This window comes from Enterobacter sp. RHBSTW-00901, from assembly GCF_014103115.1.
Lineage (GTDB): Bacteria > Pseudomonadota > Gammaproteobacteria > Enterobacterales > Enterobacteriaceae > Enterobacter > Enterobacter cloacae_P.
Genome location: NZ_JABXPB010000001.1, coordinates 2,969,959 through 2,992,726 on the forward strand (window position 1 = coordinate 2,969,959; position 22,768 = coordinate 2,992,726).

16 protein-coding genes, 2 tRNA genes, 1 rRNA gene and 1 riboswitch are annotated in these 22,768 nt (G+C 54.9%); of the genes, 12 read left to right on the top strand and 7 right to left on the bottom strand.

Annotated elements, in window-relative coordinates:
• Positions 1-66: 66 nt before the first annotated feature.
• Positions 67-2,247: a catalase/peroxidase HPI gene (gene katG, locus HV318_RS14315; protein ID WP_182273277.1), complete on the top strand. Its 2,181-nt coding sequence runs from the start codon at positions 67-69 to the stop codon at positions 2,245-2,247.
• Positions 2,248-2,311: 64 nt separating this feature from the next.
• On the opposite strand, the gene gldA is transcribed toward katG, so the two are convergent.
• From gldA to argE, 5 genes are all read right to left on the bottom strand, one after another.
• Positions 2,312-3,415 carry a bifunctional L-1,2-propanediol dehydrogenase/glycerol dehydrogenase gene (gldA, locus tag HV318_RS14320; protein ID WP_182273278.1) on the bottom strand — a complete coding sequence of 368 codons (1,104 nt, stop codon included), beginning with the start codon at positions 3,413-3,415 and terminating at the stop codon, positions 2,312-2,314.
• A 12-nt stretch (positions 3,416-3,427) separates the two neighbouring features.
• Positions 3,428-4,090: a fructose-6-phosphate aldolase gene (gene fsa, locus HV318_RS14325; RefSeq protein ID WP_182273279.1), complete on the bottom strand. Its 663-nt coding sequence runs from the start codon at positions 4,088-4,090 to the stop codon at positions 3,428-3,430.
• A 128-nt stretch (positions 4,091-4,218) separates the two neighbouring features.
• Complete coding sequence (locus HV318_RS14330; RefSeq protein WP_182273280.1) at positions 4,219-4,983, bottom strand: helix-turn-helix transcriptional regulator; 765 nt, start codon at positions 4,981-4,983, stop codon at positions 4,219-4,221.
• Positions 4,984-5,035: 52 nt separating this feature from the next.
• Positions 5,036-7,687, bottom strand: a complete 2,652-nt coding sequence (gene ppc / locus HV318_RS14335; protein WP_182273281.1) for a phosphoenolpyruvate carboxylase — start codon at positions 7,685-7,687, stop codon at positions 5,036-5,038.
• Positions 7,688-7,933: 246 nt separating this feature from the next.
• A complete protein-coding gene (gene argE, locus HV318_RS14340) occupies positions 7,934-9,085 on the bottom strand; it encodes an acetylornithine deacetylase (protein ID WP_182273282.1) in 1,152 nt (383 codons plus the stop codon).
• 88 nt (positions 9,086-9,173) lie between these two features.
• On the opposite strand from argE, the gene argC reads away from it, so the two are divergent.
• The 4 genes from argC to oxyR all read left to right on the top strand — a co-directional run bounded on the left by argC (position 9,174) and on the right by oxyR (position 13,668).
• Entirely contained in the window at positions 9,174-10,178 is a 1,005-nt protein-coding gene (argC, locus tag HV318_RS14345; protein WP_182273283.1) for an N-acetyl-gamma-glutamyl-phosphate reductase, read from the top strand.
• A 6-nt stretch (positions 10,179-10,184) separates the two neighbouring features.
• The gene (argB, locus tag HV318_RS14350) at positions 10,185-10,961 is read left to right on the top strand and encodes an acetylglutamate kinase (protein WP_098946274.1); all 777 of its coding nucleotides are present in this window, start codon (positions 10,185-10,187) and stop codon (positions 10,959-10,961) included.
• Positions 10,962-11,035: 74 nt separating this feature from the next.
• Positions 11,036-12,409, top strand: coding sequence for an argininosuccinate lyase (gene argH / locus HV318_RS14355; RefSeq protein WP_182273284.1), 1,374 nt, complete (start codon positions 11,036-11,038; stop codon positions 12,407-12,409).
• A gap of 332 nt (positions 12,410-12,741) precedes the next feature.
• A complete protein-coding gene (gene oxyR / locus HV318_RS14360) occupies positions 12,742-13,668 on the top strand; it encodes a DNA-binding transcriptional regulator OxyR (RefSeq protein WP_182273285.1) in 927 nt (308 codons plus the stop codon).
• On the opposite strand, the gene sthA is transcribed toward oxyR, so the two are convergent.
• Positions 13,642-15,042, bottom strand: coding sequence for a Si-specific NAD(P)(+) transhydrogenase (sthA, locus tag HV318_RS14365; RefSeq protein WP_182273286.1), 1,401 nt, complete (start codon positions 15,040-15,042; stop codon positions 13,642-13,644). The genes oxyR and sthA overlap by 27 nt on opposite strands.
• A gap of 196 nt (positions 15,043-15,238) precedes the next feature.
• Between sthA and fabR the strand changes: the two genes are divergently transcribed.
• Both fabR and HV318_RS14375 read left to right on the top strand, forming a co-directional pair.
• The gene (gene fabR, locus HV318_RS14370) at positions 15,239-15,877 is read left to right on the top strand and encodes an HTH-type transcriptional repressor FabR (protein WP_014072319.1); all 639 of its coding nucleotides are present in this window, start codon (positions 15,239-15,241) and stop codon (positions 15,875-15,877) included.
• A 9-nt stretch (positions 15,878-15,886) separates the two neighbouring features.
• Positions 15,887-16,246 carry a YijD family membrane protein gene (locus tag HV318_RS14375; RefSeq protein ID WP_182273287.1) on the top strand — a complete coding sequence of 120 codons (360 nt, stop codon included), beginning with the start codon at positions 15,887-15,889 and terminating at the stop codon, positions 16,244-16,246.
• A 57-nt stretch (positions 16,247-16,303) separates the two neighbouring features.
• Here the strand turns inward: HV318_RS14375 and trmA are convergent, their stop codons facing one another.
• A complete protein-coding gene (gene trmA, locus HV318_RS14380) occupies positions 16,304-17,404 on the bottom strand; it encodes a tRNA (uridine(54)-C5)-methyltransferase TrmA (protein WP_182273288.1) in 1,101 nt (366 codons plus the stop codon).
• Positions 17,405-17,508: 104 nt separating this feature from the next.
• Positions 17,509-17,739: riboswitch (cobalamin riboswitch) on the top strand.
• Positions 17,740-17,805: 66 nt separating this feature from the next.
• Between trmA and btuB the strand changes: the two genes are divergently transcribed.
• From btuB to HV318_RS14405, 5 genes are all read left to right on the top strand, one after another.
• Entirely contained in the window at positions 17,806-19,659 is a 1,854-nt protein-coding gene (gene btuB / locus HV318_RS14385) for a TonB-dependent vitamin B12 receptor BtuB (protein ID WP_182273289.1), read from the top strand.
• Entirely contained in the window at positions 19,604-20,455 is an 852-nt protein-coding gene (gene murI / locus HV318_RS14390) for a glutamate racemase (protein WP_182273290.1), read from the top strand. The genes btuB and murI overlap by 56 nt, the downstream gene beginning before the upstream one ends.
• A gap of 386 nt (positions 20,456-20,841) precedes the next feature.
• A 16S ribosomal RNA gene (locus HV318_RS14395) occupies positions 20,842-22,381 on the top strand.
• A 69-nt stretch (positions 22,382-22,450) separates the two neighbouring features.
• Positions 22,451-22,527: transfer RNA gene (locus tag HV318_RS14400), tRNA-Ile, on the top strand.
• A gap of 108 nt (positions 22,528-22,635) precedes the next feature.
• Positions 22,636-22,711: transfer RNA gene (locus HV318_RS14405), tRNA-Ala, on the top strand.
• Positions 22,712-22,768 lie beyond the last annotated feature (57 nt).

The following is a 22,768-nucleotide window of genomic DNA, read 5'->3' on the forward strand; positions in this document are numbered from 1 at the left end:
TCCCAACTATACCTTATCAATAAGGGCGTATATCGTAACGGTAACACTGTAAAAGGGAGCATAGCGATGAGCACGTCAGACGATACCAATAAAGCGGCATCTATCGGCAAATGCCCGTTCCATCAGGGCGGCCATGACCAGAGCGCGGGGGCAGGAACCTCAAGCCGCGACTGGTGGCCAAAACAACTCCGCGTAGATCTTCTTAACCAACACTCCAACCGTTCGAACCCACTGGGTGAAGACTTCGATTACCGCAAAGCCTTCAGCAAACTTGATTACGCTGCCCTGAAGGGCGATCTCAAAGCACTCTTAACCGACTCTCAACCGTGGTGGCCTGCCGACTGGGGCAGCTATGCTGGCCTGTTTATCCGTATGGCCTGGCACGGTGCAGGTACCTATCGCTCCGTTGACGGACGTGGTGGTGCCGGACGCGGTCAACAGCGCTTTGCGCCGCTGAACTCCTGGCCTGATAACGTAAGCCTGGATAAAGCCCGCCGTCTGCTGTGGCCTATCAAGCAAAAATACGGACAAAAAATCTCCTGGGCTGACCTGTTTATCCTCGCGGGTAACGTAGCGCTGGAAAACTCTGGCTTCCGCACCTTTGGTTTTGGTGCCGGGCGTGAAGACGTCTGGGAACCGGATATGGACGTAAACTGGGGTGACGAAAAAGCCTGGCTGACCCACCGTGACCCGGAAGCGCTGGCGAAGCGTCCTCTGGCCGCCACCGAAATGGGGCTGATTTACGTTAACCCGGAAGGGCCTAATGCCAGCGGTGAACCGCTGTCAGCGGCGGCGGCTATTCGCGCCACCTTCGGCAACATGGGCATGGACGACGAAGAAACCGTTGCGCTGATTGCGGGCGGCCATACGCTCGGTAAAACCCACGGTGCAGGTGAGGCGACCCATGTCGGTGCCGATCCGGAAGCCGCGCCGATTGAAGCGCAGGGCCTGGGCTGGGCCAGCACACTCGGTACCGGCGCTGGCGCAGATGCCATCACCTCCGGGCTGGAGGTGATCTGGTCGCAAACCCCGACCCAGTGGAGCAACTATTTCTTCGAGAACCTGTTCAAATACGAGTGGGTGCAGACCCGCAGCCCGGCAGGTGCTATTCAGTTTGAAGCCGTGAATGCGCCAGACATTATGCCTGACCCGTTCGACCCGTCGAAAAAACGCAAACCCACCATGCTGGTGACCGACCTGACACTGCGTTTCGACCCGGAATTCGAGAAAATCTCCCGTCGCTTCCTGAACGATCCGCAGGCCTTCAACGAAGCTTTTGCTCGCGCATGGTTCAAGCTGACCCACCGCGATATGGGGCCAAAAGCGCGTTACATTGGCCCGGAAGTGCCGAAAGAAGATCTGATTTGGCAGGATCCGCTGCCGCAGCCAGTGTTCGCCCCATCGAAAGAAGATATTGAGCGCCTGAAAGCGGAAATCGCGGCCTCTGGTCTCTCCGTCAGCGAACTGGTTTCTGTTGCGTGGGCATCTGCATCGACCTTCCGTGGTGGCGATAAGCGTGGCGGTGCTAACGGTGCGCGTCTGGCGCTGGCTCCACAGCGCGACTGGGACGTTAACGCTGCCGCCGTTCGCGCATTACCGGCTCTGGAGGCTATCCAGCGTACCACCAACAAAGCATCACTGGCCGATATCATCGTGCTGGCTGGTGGGGTTGGTATCGAGAAAGCAGCGAAAGCCGCAGGTGTTTATATCACTGTACCGTTTACGCCAGGCCGCGTGGATGCGCGTCAGGATCAAACGGATATCGAGATGTTCAACCTGCTTGCGCCGATTGCCGATGGTTTCCGTAACTACCGTGCGCAGGTTGATACGTCGACGACTGAGTCCCTGCTGATTGATAAAGCCCAGCAGCTGACGCTGACCGCGCCAGAGCTGACGGTGCTGGTGGGTGGTCTGCGCGTGTTGGGGGCAAACTTTGATGGCAGCAAGAATGGGGTGTTCACCGACCGTGAGGGCGTGCTGAGCAACGATTTCTTCGTGAACCTGCTGGACATGAACACCCAGTGGAAAGCGACCGATGCATCAAACGAGCTGTTTACCGGTAGCGATCGTGCCAGTGGTGACGAGAAATACACTGCAACCCGTGCCGACCTGGTCTTTGGATCTAACGCCGTTCTGCGTGCGTTGGCCGAGGTTTACGCCAGCAGCGATGCCAGCGAGAAGTTCGTCCGCGACTTTATCGCCGCATGGGCGAAAGTGATGGATTTGGATCGGTTTGACCTGCAGTAATAAAAATCCCCGCTTCGGCGGGGATTTTTTTGCATGGGGCGCTATGCCTCATCCGGCAACATGATTACTCCCACTCCTGCAAGAACCGCTGCCCGTACTGGTCGGCAACCAGCAGCGCCGCGTAAACCTGATCCGGCGTCGCGCCACCAGGCATGTTGTGAATAGTTTCACCTTCTGCACAAGATGCTTCCGCTATCAGACGCATTTTGGCCGGAATATCCTCTTTTATGTTCAGCTGTGCCAGCGTGATCGGTAACCCAACGCTATGGCATAGCGCCGCGACGGTTTCTATTTCTTCCACCGGCGCGTTTTCCAGCACCAGCTGCGTGAGCGTACCAAACGCCACTTTTTCACCGTGATAGAAGTGATGCGCATCCGGCACTGCCGTCATGCCATTGTGAATGGCGTGTGCCGCCGCCAGTCCACCGCTTTCAAAGCCTACGCCGCTCAGATAGGTGTTGGCTTCGATAATACGTTCAAGAGCAGGCGTCACCACGTGCTGTTCCGCTGCCAGCATCGCTTTCTCACCTTCTTCAATCAGCGTGTTGTAGCACAGCTCGGCAAGTGCTAACGCAGCCTGCGTGCATTTCCCGCCCGCCATGGTGGTCGCGCCGCTGCGCGAGCAGGCGCGTGCTTCAAACCAGGTTGCCAGCGCATCGCCAATCCCGGCGGCAAGGAGACGTGCCGGAGCGCCCGCCACTACCCTGGTATCCACGATCACCATGTTCGGGTTATGTGGCAGCATCAGGTAGCGATCGAACTCGCCGCTGTCGGTGTAAATGACGGAAAGCGCACTGCACGGCGCATCGGTGGAGGCGATGGTGGGGGCAATAGCGACCGGCACGTCCATAAAGTGTGCCAGCGCTTTGGCGGTATCCAGCGTTTTACCGCCACCGATCCCCAGCACTGCCATACAGTTGGCGCTATCGGCCAGTTTTCTTAAACGATCGATTTCATTTTGTGAACATTCGCCACCAAATGGTGCGATTTCGACGTGGAGCTCTGCTTGTTTGAAGCTCTGACGCAGTGTTTCTTCAGCAAAACCCAGCACAAATTTATCGCCGACAACCAGCCAGCGATGTGCCAGTGGTTTCAGATAGTCGCCGAGACGGGTAAGCACATCAGCGCCCTGGACATATTTACCCGGCGATTGAATGATACGGTCCATAACAGTTCTCCCTTAGAGGTTGAGGTTACCAAACGCGTTTTTCCAGTCTTGCTCGAACTTCTCTATGGCTGACTCTACCGCCGGGGAGCCGAGCATTTGTTGCGCTACATCTAAAGGAAGTGTGATTGCCTCACATCCGGCGAGAAGGCAGTCCAGCGCCTGACGTGGCGTTTTAAAACTGGCGGCCAGCACCATGCTCCCCGGTGCGTGAAGTTCCAGCAGGGATTGCAGCTCCTGCACCATGCGAATGCCGTCGCCGCCCTGAGCGTCGACGCGGTTGACATACGGCGCGACATATTTCGCCCCCGCCAGCGCGGCGAGCAATCCCTGCGAGGCGCTGTAAACGGCAGTGCCCAGCGTGGTTATGCCCTCTTTTTTCAGCGCCTTGATCGCGATAAGCCCCTGAGCCGTCACCGGGATTTTCACCACGATGTCCGGGATGGTGTTACTCAGGCGTTTGGCCTCCGCTACCATGCCTTCTGCGTCGCGGCTCATGGTTTGGGCAAACAGCGTACTTTCTGGCCCGATGGCCTTTTGCAGACGTGGCAACACCTCCCAGAGGGATTCACGGCTGGCGGCTACAATGCTTGGGTTGGTGGTGACACCCGCAATTGGAAAAATACGCGCCAGGCGTTCAACTTCCGCCACGTTGGCGGTATCCAGATACAGTTCCATTATTTTTCCTTAAGTCAGAAAGGTTGAATAAAGGATAAAGCTCGGCCAGGCGCGGCGGATACAGGTCAATTTTGCCAAATACTGGACAAATGTAATGTCCTTAGCGAAGTGAGAGAGCGATCACAATGCTATTTTTTGGCGATCAGCTGGCTGTGATACTGGCGACGATATTCGGAGGGGGAGCGTTCGGTGTGCTTGCGAAAGAGACGGCAGAAGTAGTTGCTGTCCGTAAATCCGCAACTTACGGCGATATCTTTGATTTTAAGATCGTAGCCTTTCAGCAGCTGGCGCGCGTGTTCCAGACGCGTTTGTGTCAGGTATTCGTTGAACCCTACGTTACCAATCTTCTGAAAGAGGTGGGAAAGGTAGTTTGGTGAGATGTAGAACGCCTGCGCCACGGATTCGCGAGTTAATACCGAAGCGTGATGTTCTTCGATGAAGCGGCGAACGGCGTCAAACAGGGCACGGCTGCGGCTGGCGGTGTGGATATCGCTGCCAAGCAGATCCCGGCAGTGGCTGAGCAGGCTTAATACCACCAGTCTTGCGGTATCCTGTTCATCTGGCTGCATCTGTAACTCGGTTAGCGTCTGGAGAAGAAAAGCGCCTGTTCGCGGGCCACGTCGGGGAATTTGTAACTGCTGCAACAGAGAGTTGTCGCGATGGAGCTCGAGAGCCAGGTGTTGTTTATCGAAGCTTAGGCTGAGCGAACTGGCGGGATGTTGTTGAACAATGCCTGATGAAGAAAATAATGCCTCGCATGGGTTATCAAGGGTAATTACGAGCAGGGGTGACGTGCGGGGGCGTTGTTCGGTTGGTGAGAAAAAATGCACCTGACCCAGCGGTAATGCACCGGTTATCAGATCGTTCAGAATTGGGGAGATGTCATGTTGCATGGTGAGACAACCAAAATTTGCCGGGCAGCGCCATGCCGCCCGGCATAAAACATTAGCCAGTGTTACGCATACCTGCCGCAACGCCTGCAATCGTCACCATCAGCGCTTGTTCAACGCGTGGATCTGGCGCTTTACCTTCCTCTTCCGCCTGACGGGAACGGTGCAGCAGTTCGGCCTGCAGAACGTTCAGCGGGTCGGTGTAGATATTACGCAACTGGATAGACTCGGCAATCCACGGCAGGTCAGCCATCAGATGTGAGTCGTTGGCGATATCCAGCACCACTTTGATGTCGCCTTGCAGCAGTTCGCGCAGCTCTTTACCCAGTGCCCACAGTTCTGGTTTCACCAGACGCTGATCGTAGTATTCCGCCAGCCACAGGTCGGCTTTCGAGAAGACCATCTCCAGCATCCCCAGACGGGTAGAGAAGAACGGCCAGTCGCGGCACATCGCTTCCAGTTCGCTCTGTTTGCCATCTTCCACCACTTTCTGCAGCGCTGCACCGGCACCCAGCCAGGCTGGCAGCATCAGACGGTTTTGCGTCCAGGCGAAGATCCACGGGATGGCACGCAGAGACTCGACGCCACCGGTCGGGCGGCGTTTCGCCGGACGTGAACCCAGCGGCAGTTTACCCAGCTCCTGCTCAGGTGTTGCTGAGCGGAAGTAAGGCACGAAGTCTTTGTTTTCACGTACGTAGCCACGGTACAAATCACAGGAGATATCCGACAGCTCGTCCATGATATGACACCAGGAGGCTTTCGGCTCCGGTGGTGGCAGCAGGTTCGCTTCCAGGATAGCACTGGTGTAGAGCGACAGGCTGCTGATGGTCACTTCCGGGAGACCATACTTGAAGCGGATCATCTCGCCCTGCTCGGTTACGCGCAGGCCACCTTTCAGGCTTCCCGGCGGTTGCGAGAGCAGTGCCGCGTGTGCTGGCGCACCGCCACGGCCAATTGAGCCACCACGGCCGTGGAACAGCGTCAGTTCAATACCGGCTTTTTCGCAGGTTTTGATCAGCGCGTCCTGTGCCTGGTACTGCGCCCAGGATGCGGCCATAACACCCGCGTCTTTTGCGGAGTCGGAATAGCCAATCATCACCATCTGTTTGCCCTGGATAAAGCCGCGATACCAGTCGATGTTCAGCAACTGGGTCATCACGTCGTTGGCATTGTTCAGGTCATCAAGGGTTTCAAATAGCGGGGCAACCGGCAGGGCATAGTCGATACCGGCTTCTTTGAGCAGCAGGTGAACGGCCAGCACGTCGGACGGCGTTTTCGCCATCGAGATCACGTAGGCTGCCACCGAGCCTTTCGGCGCATCAACGATCGCTTTACAGGTGTTGAGCACTTCACGGGTGTCGTTGCTTGGCTCCCAGTTGCGCGGCAGCAGAGGGCGTTTGGAGTTCAGTTCACGGATCAGGAAGGCCTGTTTGTCGGCTTCTGACCAGCTTTCGTAGTCGCCGATGCCGAGATAGCGGGTCAGTTCACCCAGCGCTTCGGTATGGCGGGTACTTTCCTGACGCACATCAATACGCACCAGCGGGACGCCAAAACACTTCACGCGACGCAGGGTGTCGAGCAGTTCACCGTTGGCGATGATGCCCATGCCACAAGCCTGAAGTGATTTATAACAGGCGTACAGTGGCTCCCAGAGCTGCTCGTTCTGGCTCAACAGTCCTTCCGGTTTCGGCAGGCGTTGTCCTTTCAGACGCGCTTCCAGCCAGGCCTGGGTGGCCATTAACTGGCTACGCAGCTTTTTCATCAGATAACGATACGGTTCGCTGGCACCCTCTTCACCGGCCAGCTCGCGCAGTTCCGGGGTGGCTTCCACCATCGACAGTTCGGAGATCAGCACCTGAATATCTTTCAGGAACAGGTCGGTGGCTTTCCAGCGGCTCAGCAGCAATACGTGACGGGTGATTTCAGCCGTTACGTTCGGGTTGCCGTCGCGGTCACCGCCCATCCAGGAGGTGAAACGTACCGGGACAAAATCAACAGGCAGGCGGTAGCCCAGGTTCTCTTCCAGCTGTTCGTTCAGCTCGCGCAGGTAGTTTGGTACACCTTCCCACAGGCTGTTTTCAACCACTGCAAAGCCCCACTTGGCTTCATCAACCGGGCTTGGGCGGTTCTTACGAATTTCGTCGGTGTGCCAGGACTGGGCAATCAGCTGGCGCAGACGGCGCATCAGCTGGTTACGTTCGTAGTCGGCAATGTCTTTGTGATCTAATTGCTTCAGGCAGTTATTTACTTCCACCATTTTGTGGATCAGTGTACGACGGGTGATCTCGGTGGGGTGCGCGGTCAACACCAGCTCAAGCGAAAGAGACTCCACCGCTTTTTGGATGGTGGCTTCGTTGAGGCCTGGCTGTTCTTTGAGTTTACGCAGCGTACGGGCAATGACTTCCGGGTTGCTGGCTGCTTCGCCGTTTGGAGAAATGCTGTGGTATTGCTCAGCGGTGTTTGCCAGGTTCAGGAACTGGCTGAACGCACGTGCAACAGGCAACAGCTCATCGTTGGACAGGTTCTGCAAGGTGGTAAGCAGCTCCTGACGATTGGCTTCGTTTCCAGCACGGGAAGATTTGGATAGCTTGCGGATGGTTTCAACGCGGTCGAGGATGTTCTCCCCCAGCGCATCTTTGATGGTATCTCCAAGCACTTTGCCGAGCATACTGACATTACTACGCAACGCGGAATATTGTTCGTTCATAAAAACCCAGTCACCCCATCATTTTTGTTTATGCCCAGTCGAAAATCTGTTGGACAATATTTTGTCATCTCCCTTTATAAAGCCACGTAAAACCCCCGTCGTCAATTGCTGCGAAAACGGTTCAGCAAACGAATAAATGTGGGCAATTTACGAAATTTAATTCGCTTTGCATCAAATAAGAGATGCTTATGAGAATGTGACGGGGATCGCGAGATTTTCCCCTCTCTTCAGAGAGGGGAAGCGTCATTAATGCCAGCAGAAGTGATGTACAACCTGGGTAATCAGTTCACGGGTGGGTTTGATAAAGCGGGTTTCCAGGTATTCATCCGGCTGGTGGGCCTGGTTGATGGAGCCAGGGCCAAGCACCAGCGTCGGGCAAAGCGTCTGAATAAACGGCGCTTCGGTGCAGTAGTTCACCACGTCGGTTTTCTCACCGAGCAGTTTTTCCACCACTTCAACCAGCTGGTGATCCGGCGGGCACTCATATCCCGGGATCGGCGGGTGTAGCTCAGAAACCGTCAGACGGCCTGGCCAGCGCTCGCTCACCGGAGCCAGCGCTTCGCTCAGTAAGCCATTCAGGTCGTTCAGCGTCATGCCCGGCAGCGGACGGATATCCATATGCAGTTCACAGCAGGCGCAGATGCGGTTGGAGGCATCACCGCCGTGCAGGCTACCGAGGTTCAGCGTTGGGTAAGGTACGGTGAACGCATCGTGGTGGTAACGCTCTTTCAGCGAGTCACGCAGCTGCATGATGTGACCAATGGCGTCGTGCATCAACTCAATGGCGTTCACGCCACGCGCCGGATCGCTGGAATGACCGGACTGGCCCAGCACACGCACTGCCGTAGAGATATGGCCTTTGTGGGCGCGAATTGGCTGCAGGGAAGTCGGCTCACCGATAATCGCGCAATCAGGGCGAATTGAGGTGTTTTCAGAGAAATAGCGCGCGCCCGCCATGCTGGTTTCTTCATCAGCAGTCGCCAGGATATAGAGCGGCTTTTTCAGTTTTGTCACGTCGACGTCACGCAGCGCGTCGAGGATAAAGGCGAAGAAGCCTTTCATGTCGGCCGTACCCAGACCGTAGAGCTTGTTGTCATGCTCGGTCAGGGTGAACGGGTCGCGCGTCCAGCGGCCATCGTCAAACGGAACGGTATCGGTATGACCGGCCAGTAACAGTCCACCTGCGCCGTGTCCGGTGCTGGCGAGCAGGTTAAATTTGTGGCGTGTTCCGGGAACGGGCTGAACCTCAACGTTAAACCCAAGATCGCTAAACCAACCCGCCAGCAGATTGATTAAAGACTCATTACTCTGATCCAGTGCTTCTTCGGTCGCGCTGATGGAGGGTGTGGCAATCAGGGCGCGGTAGATCTCGATAAATGGCGGTAAGTTCATTTTCATTGTTGACACACCTTAGGTCGTGATAGTATCAATATTCATGCAATAAATGTGAATAAAAATACATTAACGTTGAGCATAAAGGAACCCGATGTTGAATACGCTGATTGTAGGCGCTAGCGGTTATGCGGGCGCAGAGCTTGTAAGCTACGTGAATCGCCACCCACATATGACCATAACCGCTTTGACCGTGTCAGCGCAAAGCAATGATGCCGGAAAGTTAATCTCTGATTTGCATCCGCAGCTGAAAGGCATTGTTGATCTGCCGTTACAGCCGATGTCCGACATCAGCGAGTTTACCGACGGTGTAGACGTGGTGTTTTTAGCCACCGCGCACGAAGTCAGCCACGGCCTGGCTCCGCAATTCCTGGCGGCGGGTTGTGTGGTATTCGACCTTTCCGGCGCGTTTCGTGTTAACGATAGCGCGTTCTACGAAAAATATTACGGTTTCACCCATCAGCACCCGGACTTACTTGAGAAAGCGGTGTACGGACTGGCGGAGTGGAGCGCAGACAAACTAAAAGACGCGGATCTGATTGCCGTACCGGGTTGCTACCCGACGGCGGCGCAGCTCTCCCTGAAACCGTTGATCGACGCAGGTCTGCTGGATCTGAACCAGTGGCCGGTGATCAACGCCACCAGTGGTGTGAGCGGTGCAGGGCGCAAGGCAGCGATTTCTAATAGCTTCTGCGAAGTGAGCCTTCAGCCGTATGGCGTGTTTAACCACCGTCATCACCCTGAGATCACTACCCATCTGGGGGCGAACGTCATCTTTACCCCGCATCTGGGTAGCTTCCCGCGCGGGATCCTCGAAACCATCACCTGCCGCCTGAAACCGGGTGTGACCAAAGAACAGGTGGGCGAGGTCTTTACTCAGGCGTATGCGGATAAACCGCTGGTGCGCCTGTATGAAAAAGGTGTTCCGGCGCTGAAAAACGTAGTCGGCCTGCCGTTCTGTGATATTGGCTTTGCCGTGCAGGACGAGCACCTGATTGTGGTGGCTACGGAAGATAACTTACTCAAAGGTGCTGCCGCACAGGCAATGCAGTGTGCAAATATTCGTTTCGGCTTCCCTGAAACACAGTCTCTTATTTAAGGTGTGATGATGAACCCATTAATTATCAAACTCGGTGGTGTACTGCTGGACAGCGAAGAAGCGCTGGAGCGTCTTTTTACCGCGCTGGTTAACTATCGCGAATCACACCAACGTCCGCTGGTGATTGTTCACGGCGGCGGCTGTGTGGTGGATGAGCTGATGAAAGGGCTTAACCTGCCGGTGAAAAAGAAAAATGGCCTGCGTGTGACGCCTGCCGATCAGATTGACATCATTACCGGTGCGTTGGCGGGGACAGCGAACAAAACGCTGCTGGCGTGGGCGAAGAAACACCATATTGCCTCTGTTGGTCTCTATCTGGGTGATGGTGATAGCGTAAAAGTGACCCAGCTCGATGAAGAGCTCGGTCATGTTGGACTGGCGCAGCCTGGTTCGCCTAAGCTGATTAACACGCTGCTGGAAGGTGGTTTCCTGCCAGTGGTGAGTTCTATCGGTGTGACTGAAGAGGGTGAGCTGATGAACGTGAATGCTGACCAGGCGGCAACCGCGCTGGCGGCGACGCTGGGTGCAGACCTGATCCTGCTCTCTGACGTGAGCGGGATTCTGGATGGCAAAGGCCAGCGCATTGCGGAAATGACGGCGGCGAAAGCAGAGCAACTGATTGCCCAGGGCATTATCACCGATGGCATGATTGTTAAAGTGAACGCTGCACTGGATGCCGCGCGTACGCTCGGTCGCCCGGTGGACATTGCCTCCTGGCGTCATGCGGAGCAACTTCCGGCGCTGTTTAACGGCACACCGATTGGCACACGTATTCTGGCATAAGCATTTATTGATTTACTGTAGGCCGGGTAAGCGTAGCGCCACCCGGCAGAACTAACGAATAAAGGAACGATGTTATGGCACTTTGGGGTGGGCGTTTTACACAGGCAGCGGATCAACGGTTCAAACAGTTCAACGACTCTTTGCGCTTCGACTACCGCCTGGCCGAACAGGATATCGTCGGCTCTGTGGCCTGGTCCAAAGCGCTGGTGACGGTTGGCGTACTGACCGCAGACGAACAGCTGCAACTGGAAGAGGCGCTGAATAATCTGCTGGAAGAGGTGCGTCTGGATCCGCAGCAGATCCTGCAAAGCGATGCCGAAGATATTCACAGCTGGGTGGAAGGCAAGCTTATCGATAAAGTGGGGCAGTTGGGTAAAAAGCTGCACACCGGGCGTAGCCGTAATGACCAGGTCGCGACCGATCTGAAGCTGTGGTGTAAAGAGACCGTTGGCGAACTGCTGGTGGCTAACCGCCAGTTGCAGAGCGCGCTGGTGGAAACTGCGCAGAACAACCAGGACGCGGTGATGCCGGGTTATACCCACCTGCAGCGCGCGCAGCCGGTGACCTTTGCTCACTGGTGTCTGGCCTATGTTGAGATGCTGGCGCGTGATGAAAGCCGCCTGCAGGATACCCTGAAGCGCCTGGACGTAAGCCCGCTGGGCAGTGGTGCATTGGCGGGTACAGCATACGAAATTGACCGTGAGCAGCTGGCGGGCTGGCTGGGCTTTGCTTCAGCTACCCGTAACAGCCTGGACAGCGTGTCTGACCGTGACCACGTGCTGGAGCTGCTTTCCAACGCCTCTATCGGGATGGTTCACCTGTCGCGTTTCGCTGAAGATCTGATCTTCTTCAACTCCGGTGAAGCTGGCTTTGTTGAGCTGTCTGACCGCGTGACTTCCGGCTCTTCTCTGATGCCGCAGAAGAAAAACCCGGATGCGCTGGAGCTGATCCGCGGCAAGTGTGGCCGTGTGCAGGGCGCGCTGACCGGCATGATGATGACCCTGAAAGGGTTACCGCTGGCGTACAACAAAGATATGCAGGAAGACAAAGAGGGGTTGTTCGATGCGCTCGACACCTGGCTGGACTGTCTGCACATGGGCGCGCTGGTGCTGGACGGCATTCAGGTGAAACGTCCACGTTGTCAGGAAGCCGCGCAGCAGGGTTATGCTAACTCTACTGAACTGGCGGATTATCTGGTCGCCAAAGGCGTGCCGTTCCGTGAAGCGCACCATATTGTGGGTGAAGCGGTAGTGGAAGCTATTCGTCAGGGCAAAGCGCTGGAAGCGCTGGCGCTTGCCGACCTGCAGAAATTCAGTGCGGTTATCGGTGACGATGTGTATCCGATTCTGGCGCTGCAATCCTGCCTGGATAAGCGTGCTGCCAAAGGTGGCGTGTCGCCTAAACAAGTCGCGCAGGCGATTGCGGATGCGAAAAACCGGCTAGTTTAATTTGTGCGGGCTGATGCCCTCACCCCGGACCGTACACTCCCACGGGGAGAGGGAGCAAACACTAAAAATGGCAACTTCGGTTGCCATTTTGCTTTTATCCCCGGGCTTTTTTTACGCAAAAAAAATGCGGACCACGGGGTCCGCAAAAGTTCACGTTGGCTTTAGTTATTCGAGTTTGAGAGAAACTCGTTTGACGGTGCGGGAACGTCAAGGGTCAAACACGTTCTGTCTCGTCTATGTGATGTATTATTCAACAGAATGCTTGATAGGGATAATCGTTCGTTGCTATGCTATCTATCGCCATGAACTATCGTGGCGACGGAGGATGAATAATGAATATTCGTGATCTTGAATACTTGGTAGCGTTAGCCGAGCACCGTCATTTTCGCCGCGCGGCAGATTCCTGCCACGTCAGCCAGCCCACGCTGAGCGGTCAGATCCGCAAGCTGGAAGATGAGCTGGGCGTAATGCTGCTGGAGCGCACCAGTCGTAAGGTACTGTTCACCCAGGCAGGTCTTCTGCTGGTGGATCAGGCGCGCACCGTGCTGCGCGAGGTCAAAGTGCTCAAGGAAATGGCAAGCCAGCAGGGGGAGACGATGTCCGGCCCACTGCATATTGGCCTGATCCCAACCGTTGGCCCGTACCTGTTGCCGCACATCATTCCAATGCTGCACCAGACGTTCCCGAAACTCGAAATGTACCTGCATGAAGCGCAAACCCATCAGCTGCTGGCGCAGTTAGATAGCGGCAAGCTCGACTGCGCGATTCTGGCGCTGGTCAAAGAGAGTGAAGCCTTTATCGAAGTGCCGCTGTTTGATGAGCCGATGATGCTGGCGATCTATGAAGATCACCCGTGGGCTAACCGCGATCGCGTGCCGATGGCCGATCTGGCCGGTGAAAAACTGCTGATGCTGGAAGATGGCCACTGCCTGCGCGATCAGGCGATGGGTTTCTGCTTTGAAGCGGGTGCGGATGAAGATACCCATTTCCGCGCAACCAGCCTGGAAACGCTGCGTAATATGGTGGCAGCCGGAAGTGGCATTACGCTGCTGCCTGCACTGGCGGTACCGCGCGAGCGTAAACGTGATGGTGTGGTGTATCTGCCGTGTATTAAGCCAGAGCCGCGTCGTACTATTGGTCTGGTTTATCGCCCGGGTTCACCGCTGCGCAACCGCTATGAGCAGCTGGCAGAGGCCATCCGTAGTTCAATGGATGGCCATTTTGACAGCGCGTTAAAACAGGCGGTTCAGACCGTTTAGTGCCGCAACCCGGTAGGCTTCCGCCATGGTCGGGTAGTTAAAGGTGGTGTTAACGAAGTATTCGATGGTGTTACCACCACCTTTTTGCTCCATTATCGCCTGGCCGATATGAATGATTTCCGCCGCGCGTTCTCCAAAGCAGTGAATACCGAGGATCTCTTTCGTCTCGCGATGGAACAGGATCTTCAGCGTACCCACGCTCATCCCCACGATTTGCGCCCGCGCCAGATGTTTAAACTGCGCACGACCCACCTCGTAAGGCACTTTCATTGCCGTCAGTTGCTGTTCGGTTTTACCCACAGAACTGATTTCCGGGATGGTATAGATACCCGTCGGAATATCTTCGATCAGGTGCGCTGTGGCTTCACCTTTCACCAGTGCCTGTGCCGCAATGCGCCCCTGGTCGTAAGCCGCTGACGCCAGGCTTGGGTATCCAATCACGTCGCCCACCGCGTAAATATGCGGCAGTGCAGTCTGGTACATGCTGTTGACCTTCAACTGACCACGGCTGTCGGTTTCAAGTCCGATGTTTTCCAGCGCCAGCGAATCCGTGTTACCGGTACGGCCATTGGCATACAGCAGGCAGTCCGCCTTCAGCTTCTTACCGGATTTCAGATGCATGATCACACCGTCATCGCAGCCTTCGATTTTCTCGTACTCTTCGTTGTGGCGAATCACCACACCGCTGTTCCAGAAGTGGTAGGAGAGAGAATCTGACATTTCCTGATCGAGGAACGCCAGCAGGCGGTCACGGGTGTTGATGAGATCAACTTTGACCTCCATTCCACGGAAAATCGACGCATATTCGCAGCCAATTACGCCCGCGCCATAGATAATCACATGACGTGGTTCGTGGTGCAGGCTAAGGATGGAGTCGCTGTCGTAGATGCGCGGGTGCGAGAAGTCCACGTCGGCCGGATGGTATGGGCGTGAACCGCAGGCAATCACAAATTTTTCGGCGGTGATGGTTTCAACCGAACCGTCGTGGCATTCGAGTGCCAGGGTGTGTTCATCTACAAAGTGCGCGTTGCCCTGCAAAATTTCGCAGTGGTTACGCTCATAAAACCCCTGACGCATCCGCGTTTGCTGGTTAATGACGGTATCCGCGTGATTCAGGATGTCGGCAAAGGAGGAACGAAGAAGTCGGGAGTGGTCGCTGTAAAGAGGGTTCTGGTTGAATTCAATAATGCGGCTGACGGCGTGGCGGAGGGCTTTGGAAGGGATGGTGCCCCAGTGGGTGCAACCGCCGCCAACGTTATGGTAGCGCTCAATGACCGCTACTCTGGCTCCCTGTTTCACCAGTCCCATAGCAGCGCCTTCGCCGCCGGGGCCGGAACCAATAACTATTGCGTCGTAATCGTAGGAATGTGGCATGGTAAGGCTTACCTGTTCTTATACATAAAAGCAACAGGATCATAACATCATTGCCTGAGTAACCCAATTATCGTTGTGCTTTTTTCGGGCAGTGGAGCACAAACCGCGCGTAAACAATCATTCACAAAGCCAGGCAAACAGATTAATTTTATTCTCTGGTATAGTGCCATCAGACCTTTGGAAGGATTCAGCTATCGTGATGGGCGTAAGAGCACAACAAAAAGAGAAAACCCGGCGTTCGCTGGTGGAAGCCGCATTCAGTCAACTGAGTGCCGAGCGGAGTTTTGCCAGTTTGAGTCTGCGTGAAGTCGCACGCGAGGCCGGGATTGCGCCAACGTCCTTCTATCGTCATTTCCGTGATGTGGATGAACTGGGCCTGACTATGGTGGATGAAAGCGGCCTGATGCTGCGTCAGCTAATGCGCCAGGCGCGTCAGCGTATCGCGAAAGGCGGCAGCGTGATCCGCACCTCCGTGTCGACCTTTATGGAATTTATCGGCAATAACCCCAACGCGTTCCGCCTGCTGTTGCGGGAGCGTTCCGGGACGTCGGCCGCATTTCGTGCCGCTGTTGCGCGTGAAATTCAGCATTTCATCGCGGAACTTGCCGACTATCTTGAACTCGAAAACCATATGCCGCGTGCATTCACAGAAGCACAGGCCGAAGCGATGGTGACAATTGTCTTCAGTGCGGGTGCCGAAGCGCTGGATGTGAGCGTGGAGCAACGCAAGCAGCTCGAAGAGCGGCTGGTATTGCAACTGCGGATGATTTCCAAAGGCGCATATTACTGGTATCGCCGTGAACAAGAGAAGTTAGCACATCAAACCGATGAGTGAAGGTGAGTAATGAAACAGTCAGGTCAGGATAAGGGTACGTTGTTGCTGGCATTGATCGCTGGCTTATCAATTAATGGCACGTTTGCGGCTGTTTTCAGCTCGATTGTGCCGTTCTCGATTTTCCCGCTAATCGCGCTGGTTCTGACGGTTTACTGTCTACACCAGCGTTATCAGAACCGCACCATGCCGGTGGGGTTACCGGGGCTGGCCGCCGCCTGCTTTATTCTGGGCGTGCTGCTGTATAGCACCGTGGTGCGCGCAGAGTACCCGGATATCGGCTCTAACTTCCTGCCTGCCGTGCTGTCTGTGGCGCTGGTGTTCTGGATTGGCTCGCGCATGCGTAGCCGTAAGCACGAGCTGCCGGAGTAAGTGAATGGGGTGTTGTAGGCAGGTGGCGCTTCGCTTACCTGCCCTACGGGAACTTCATTACTTCGCGGTAAGCAGCACACCGCACTCCATATGGTGCGTATACGGGAACTGATCGAACAGCGCCAGACGTTCAACCTTGTGCGTCTGGCTTAATGTTTCCAGATTCTTGCACAGGGTTTCCGGGTTGCAGGAAATGTACAAAATACGCGGGTACGCCTGCACCATCTTCTCGGTTTCACTGTCCAGGCCACTGCGCGGTGGATCGACAAAAATTGTCTCGCACTGGTAGCTCCTGAGATCGATTCCCTGCAGGCGATTAAACTCACGCACACCGTTCATGGCCTGCGTAAACTCTTCAGCCGCCATACGGATAATTTGTACATTATCGATATGGTTAGCGGCGATGTTGTACTGTGCGGCGGCGACAGACGGTTTGGCGATTTCGGTGGCCAGAACACGCTCGAAGTTACGTGCCAGCGTCAGCGAGAAGTTGCCGTTACCGCAGTACAGTTCAAGCAGGTCGCCCGTTGAGCCTTCCGTTGCATTCAGCGCCCACTCCAGCATTTGCACGTTCATCGCGGCATTCGGCTGGGTGAAGCTGTTCTCCACCTGGCGATAAATCATCTCTTTACCCGCCACCGGCAGACGCTCGTCGATGTAATCCTGATCCAGCATGATTTTGGTTTTCGTCGCACGGCCAATCAGATGGACATTGATGTTCTGCGCCCGCAGCACATCGCGCAGAGCTTCGGCCTGCTCGCGCCACTCGTCGTTCAGCGCCTTGTGATAGAGCAAAGAGACAATGGCCTGGTTGCTTTGGGTGGTCAGGTAGTCAATCTGGAACAGCTTGTGGCGCAGCACGGGGTTGCTGCGCACGCCGTCGATCATCAGCGTCATGAGCTGGTTAATGAGTTCGCTCGCCGCCGGGAAGCTGTCCACGCGGATACGGGATTTCGTCTGCTGATCGAAAATAATGTGGTACAGGTCGTCACCATCGTGCCAGATGCGGAACTCTGCACGCATACGGTAATGGCTGACAGGCGAACGGAACACCTCGGGAACGGGCGCGTTGAAAGGCGTCATCATACTTTGCAGGCGGACAACTTTCTCTGCCAGCTGCGCGTCGTACTGTTCTGTCGGGAGGTGTTCGGGGGTCATGATGCGTCCTGAGTGATAAAGAATTACGCGGGGATTGTAGGCATTGTTCAGGGGATGTCCAGATTTAATGGCGCATGGCTGTCTGGACATCTATACGTGTCTAATTGTAGCATTCTGTTTCCGGTCTCCTGAGAGTGAAAAGGGAATCCAGTGTAAATCTGGAGCTGACGCGCAGCGGTAAAGACTGGCGGGATGAGAGTTGTAGACACTGCTTTATATACACAAAGTCCTTCAGGTAGCTCACGCAGAGGTAGCCTGAAGGATGAAATGGGCGGGAAGTCTTCATCCACAACACGCCACCTAGCCCGAAGACCTGCCGGGATCACGTCGCATTTGGTTTCATCATCGCGTGCTATAGATGAGGCCTGCGGCATCCTTCTTATATTGTGGATGCTTTAACAATGATTAAAAAAGTATCGCTGTGTACGGCATTGTCCGTCACGGCATTTTCGGGCTGGGCGCAGGATAGCTCAGACTCGCTGGTGGTGACTGCAAACCGTTTTGAGCAACCTGTTAATACCGTTCTGGCACCAACGTCTGTTGTGACGCGTGAAGATATTGAACGCTGGCAGGCAAAGAGCGTTGTTGAAATCATGTCGCGCCTGCCGGGTGTAGATATCGCACAAAGCGGTGGACTGGGAGCAACTTCATCTACCTTTATTCGCGGTACTGAATCCCGCCATGTACTGGTGCTGATTGATGGTGTTCCTCTGAACAGCGCCGGGATCAGCAACGTTCCCGATCTGAGTCAAATTCCGACCTCGCTGATCCAGCGCATCGAGTACATTCGTGGCCCGCGTTCGGCCTTATATGGCTCCGACGCGATTGGCGGCGTGATCAACATCATCACCGGTCGCGATAAGCCGGGGGCAGAAATCTCTGCGGGCGTAGGTTCTAAGGGTTACCAAACCTATGATGGCTCCTTCCAGCAGGTGTTTGATAAAACCAAAGTTACGATGGCGGGTAACTACACCTACACCCGTGGTTTTGATATCGCCGCGCTGGATGCGCCACGTCAGCCTGACCGCGATGGCTTTATGAGTAAGTCGCTGTACGGCTCTGTGGAACAGCAGATTACCGACAGTGTGAGTGGTTTCTTCCGTGGCTTTGGTTACGACAACCGCACTGCGTATGACGGTTACGATCACTATGATGCAAGCTTTATGGTTGATGGGCGGCCGGATACTCGTCAGCTCTACAGCCAGAACTGGGACACGGGTCTGCGTTACAACCAGGGCATTTTCAAGTCGCAGCTGGTGGCGGGTTACGGCCGCAGCAAAGATCAGAACTATGATCCGAAAAAAGGACGCTACGCTGATTCCGCAACAACGGATGATGTGAAGCAATACACCACCCAGTGGCTGAACACCGTTGAAGTGGGTCACGGCAACATCGGGGCGGGTCTGGACTGGCAGAAGCAGAAGACACAGGCCGGAACGGGTTACCTGGATAAAGGTTACGAGCAACGTAATACCGGCGTGTTCCTTTCAGCAATGCAGCAGTTCAACAGCGTGACGCTGGAAGCGGCGGCGCGTAATGACGATAACTCCAACTTTGGCAACCACGGAACATGGCAAACCAGCGCTGCGTGGGAGTTCATCGATGGGTATCGCCTCATCGGTTCTTACGGTACGGCTTATAAAGCACCAACCATGAGCCAGATCCACAGTGCGAGTTACGGCAACCCGGATCTTAAGCCAGAAGAGAGTAAGCAGTGGGAAGGTGGCTTTGAAGGTCTGACGGGGCCGGTAAACTGGCGCGTGACAGGCTATCGTAATGACATTGATAACCTGATTAGCAGCGATCCGCATACTTATCGCTATTACAACGTTGATGAAGCTCGTATTAAAGGCGTAGAAGCAACGGCGCAGTTCGATACTGGCCCGGTAGGGCATCAGATTTCCTATGATTATGTCGACCCGCGTAATGCCAAAACGAATGAAGTATTGGCTCGTCGTTCTAAGCAGCAGGTTAAGTATCAGCTGGACTGGCAAGTGTGGGATCTCGACTGGAACCTGGCCTACCGTTATCTGGGTACCCGCTATGATGTCGCGTTTGATCCAAACACTTATGCATCAGAACGCGTGAAAATGGGCGGTGTAAGTCTGTGGGATGTCGCAGTTTCATATCCTGTCACCTCACATCTGACAGTTCGTGGTAAAATAGCTAACCTGTTCGATAAAGATTACGAGACAGTTTATGGCTACCAAACTGCAGGACGGGAATACACCTTGTCTGGCAGCTACACCTTCTAATCCGCGTCCCACCGTGCTGGTGTTTGATTCCGGCGTCGGTGGGCTTTCGGTCTATGATGAGATTCGGCATCTTTTGCCGGATCTCCATTACATTTACGCCTTCGATAACGTCGCTTTCCCTTATGGGGAAAAAAGTGAGGAGTTTATTGTTGAGCGTGTGGTTGAAATCGTCACCGCTGTGCAAAAACGCTATCCCCTGGCGCTGGCGGTCATCGCCTGTAACACGGCAAGTACGGTCTCTCTTCCTGCATTGCGTGAAAAATTCCAGTTCCCGGTTGTGGGCGTCGTCCCCGCGATAAAGCCTGCTGCGCGTCTGACGGCGAACGGCATCGTCGGTTTACTGGCAACGCGTGGCACAGTGAAGCGTCCTTATACGCGTGAGCTTATCGACCGTTTTGCTAATGAGTGCCAGATTGCGATGTTGGGTTCGGCGGAACTGGTGGAGATGGCGGAAGCGAAGCTGCACGGCGAGGCGGTATCGCTTGAAGAGCTGCGTCGGATCCTTCGTCCGTGGCTGCGTATGCCGGAGCCACCGGATACGGTAGTGCTGGGCTGCACTCACTTCCCACTATTACAGGAAGAGTTGTTAAAGGTTCTGCCAGAAGGTACGCGCCTGGTGGATTCCGGTGCCGCTATTGCACGTCGCACGGCCTGGCTGCTGGAACATGAAGCGCCAGATGCAAAATCTGCTGATGCGAATATCGCTTTTTGTATGGCGATAACAAAAGAGACTGAACAACTTTTACCCGTTTTACGCCGTTATGGGTTTGAAACGCTCGAAAAACTGGCGCTGTAGCACGGTTTTGAGCAAAAAAGAGACGGTTGAACGTTTTTTTTAAAAGAGGGGTTGTCAACGTCTGAGAACTCCCTATAATGCGCCTCCACTGACACGGAACAACGGCTTACAGGCCGCCGGGTTGGCGGGGTTCAGAGATGAACGCCAGCAGAGAAAAGTGAAAATAATCGCTTGACTCTGAATGAGGAAAACGTAATATACGTGACCTCGCAACGGTGAGCTGAAAGCCGCGTTGCAACTGCTCTTTAACAATTTATCAGACAATCTGTGTGGGCACTCAAAGTGACATGGATTCTTAACGTCCTCGGACGATAAATGAATACCAAGTCTCAACGAGTGAACACGTAATTCATTACGAAGTTTAATTCATTGAGCATCAAACTTTTAAATTGAAGAGTTTGATCATGGCTCAGATTGAACGCTGGCGGCAGGCCTAACACATGCAAGTCGGGCGGTAACACAGGGAGCTTGCTCCTGGGTGACGAGCGGCGGACGGGTGAGTAACGTCTGGGAAACTGCCTGATGGAGGGGGATAACTACTGGAAACGGTAGCTAATACCGCATAACGTCGCAAGACCAAAGAGGGGGACCTTCGGGCCTCTTGCCATCAGATGTGCCCAGATGGGATTAGCTAGTAGGTGGGGTAACGGCTCACCTAGGCGACGATCCCTAGCTGGTCTGAGAGGATGACCAGCCACACTGGAACTGAGACACGGTCCAGACTCCTACGGGAGGCAGCAGTGGGGAATATTGCACAATGGGCGCAAGCCTGATGCAGCCATGCCGCGTGTATGAAGAAGGCCTTCGGGTTGTAAAGTACTTTCAGCGGGGAGGAAGGTGTTGTGGTTAATAACCACAGCAATTGACGTTACCCGCAGAAGAAGCACCGGCTAACTCCGTGCCAGCAGCCGCGGTAATACGGAGGGTGCAAGCGTTAATCGGAATTACTGGGCGTAAAGCGCACGCAGGCGGTCTGTCAAGTCGGATGTGAAATCCCCGGGCTCAACCTGGGAACTGCATTCGAAACTGGCAGGCTAGAGTCTTGTAGAGGGGGGTAGAATTCCAGGTGTAGCGGTGAAATGCGTAGAGATCTGGAGGAATACCGGTGGCGAAGGCGGCCCCCTGGACAAAGACTGACGCTCAGGTGCGAAAGCGTGGGGAGCAAACAGGATTAGATACCCTGGTAGTCCACGCCGTAAACGATGTCGACTTGGAGGTTGTGCCCTTGAGGCGTGGCTTCCGGAGCTAACGCGTTAAGTCGACCGCCTGGGGAGTACGGCCGCAAGGTTAAAACTCAAATGAATTGACGGGGGCCCGCACAAGCGGTGGAGCATGTGGTTTAATTCGATGCAACGCGAAGAACCTTACCTACTCTTGACATCCAGAGAACTTAGCAGAGATGCTTTGGTGCCTTCGGGAACTCTGAGACAGGTGCTGCATGGCTGTCGTCAGCTCGTGTTGTGAAATGTTGGGTTAAGTCCCGCAACGAGCGCAACCCTTATCCTTTGTTGCCAGCGGTCCGGCCGGGAACTCAAAGGAGACTGCCAGTGATAAACTGGAGGAAGGTGGGGATGACGTCAAGTCATCATGGCCCTTACGAGTAGGGCTACACACGTGCTACAATGGCGCATACAAAGAGAAGCGACCTCGCGAGAGCAAGCGGACCTCATAAAGTGCGTCGTAGTCCGGATTGGAGTCTGCAACTCGACTCCATGAAGTCGGAATCGCTAGTAATCGTAGATCAGAATGCTACGGTGAATACGTTCCCGGGCCTTGTACACACCGCCCGTCACACCATGGGAGTGGGTTGCAAAAGAAGTAGGTAGCTTAACCTTCGGGAGGGCGCTTACCACTTTGTGATTCATGACTGGGGTGAAGTCGTAACAAGGTAACCGTAGGGGAACCTGCGGTTGGATCACCTCCTTACCTTAAAGAACCTGCCTTTGCAGTGCTCACACAGATTGTCTGATGAAATACAGCAGTAAAAATCTCTGCAGGCTTGTAGCTCAGGTGGTTAGAGCGCACCCCTGATAAGGGTGAGGTCGGTGGTTCAAGTCCACTCAGGCCTACCAAATTTTTGCTGATGCTGCGTTGCGGCGAAACTCACATACTTAAGTATGCTTTGTGTCACCACGCCTTGCCTCAACAAAAATTACCGGTACAGAGGTTGGCAAAACGATGGGGCTATAGCTCAGCTGGGAGAGCGCCTGCTTTGCACGCAGGAGGTCTGCGGTTCGATCCCGCATAGCTCCACCATCTTTTACTGCGAACACAAGAAAACTTCAGAGTGAACCTGAAAAGGTGCACTGCGAA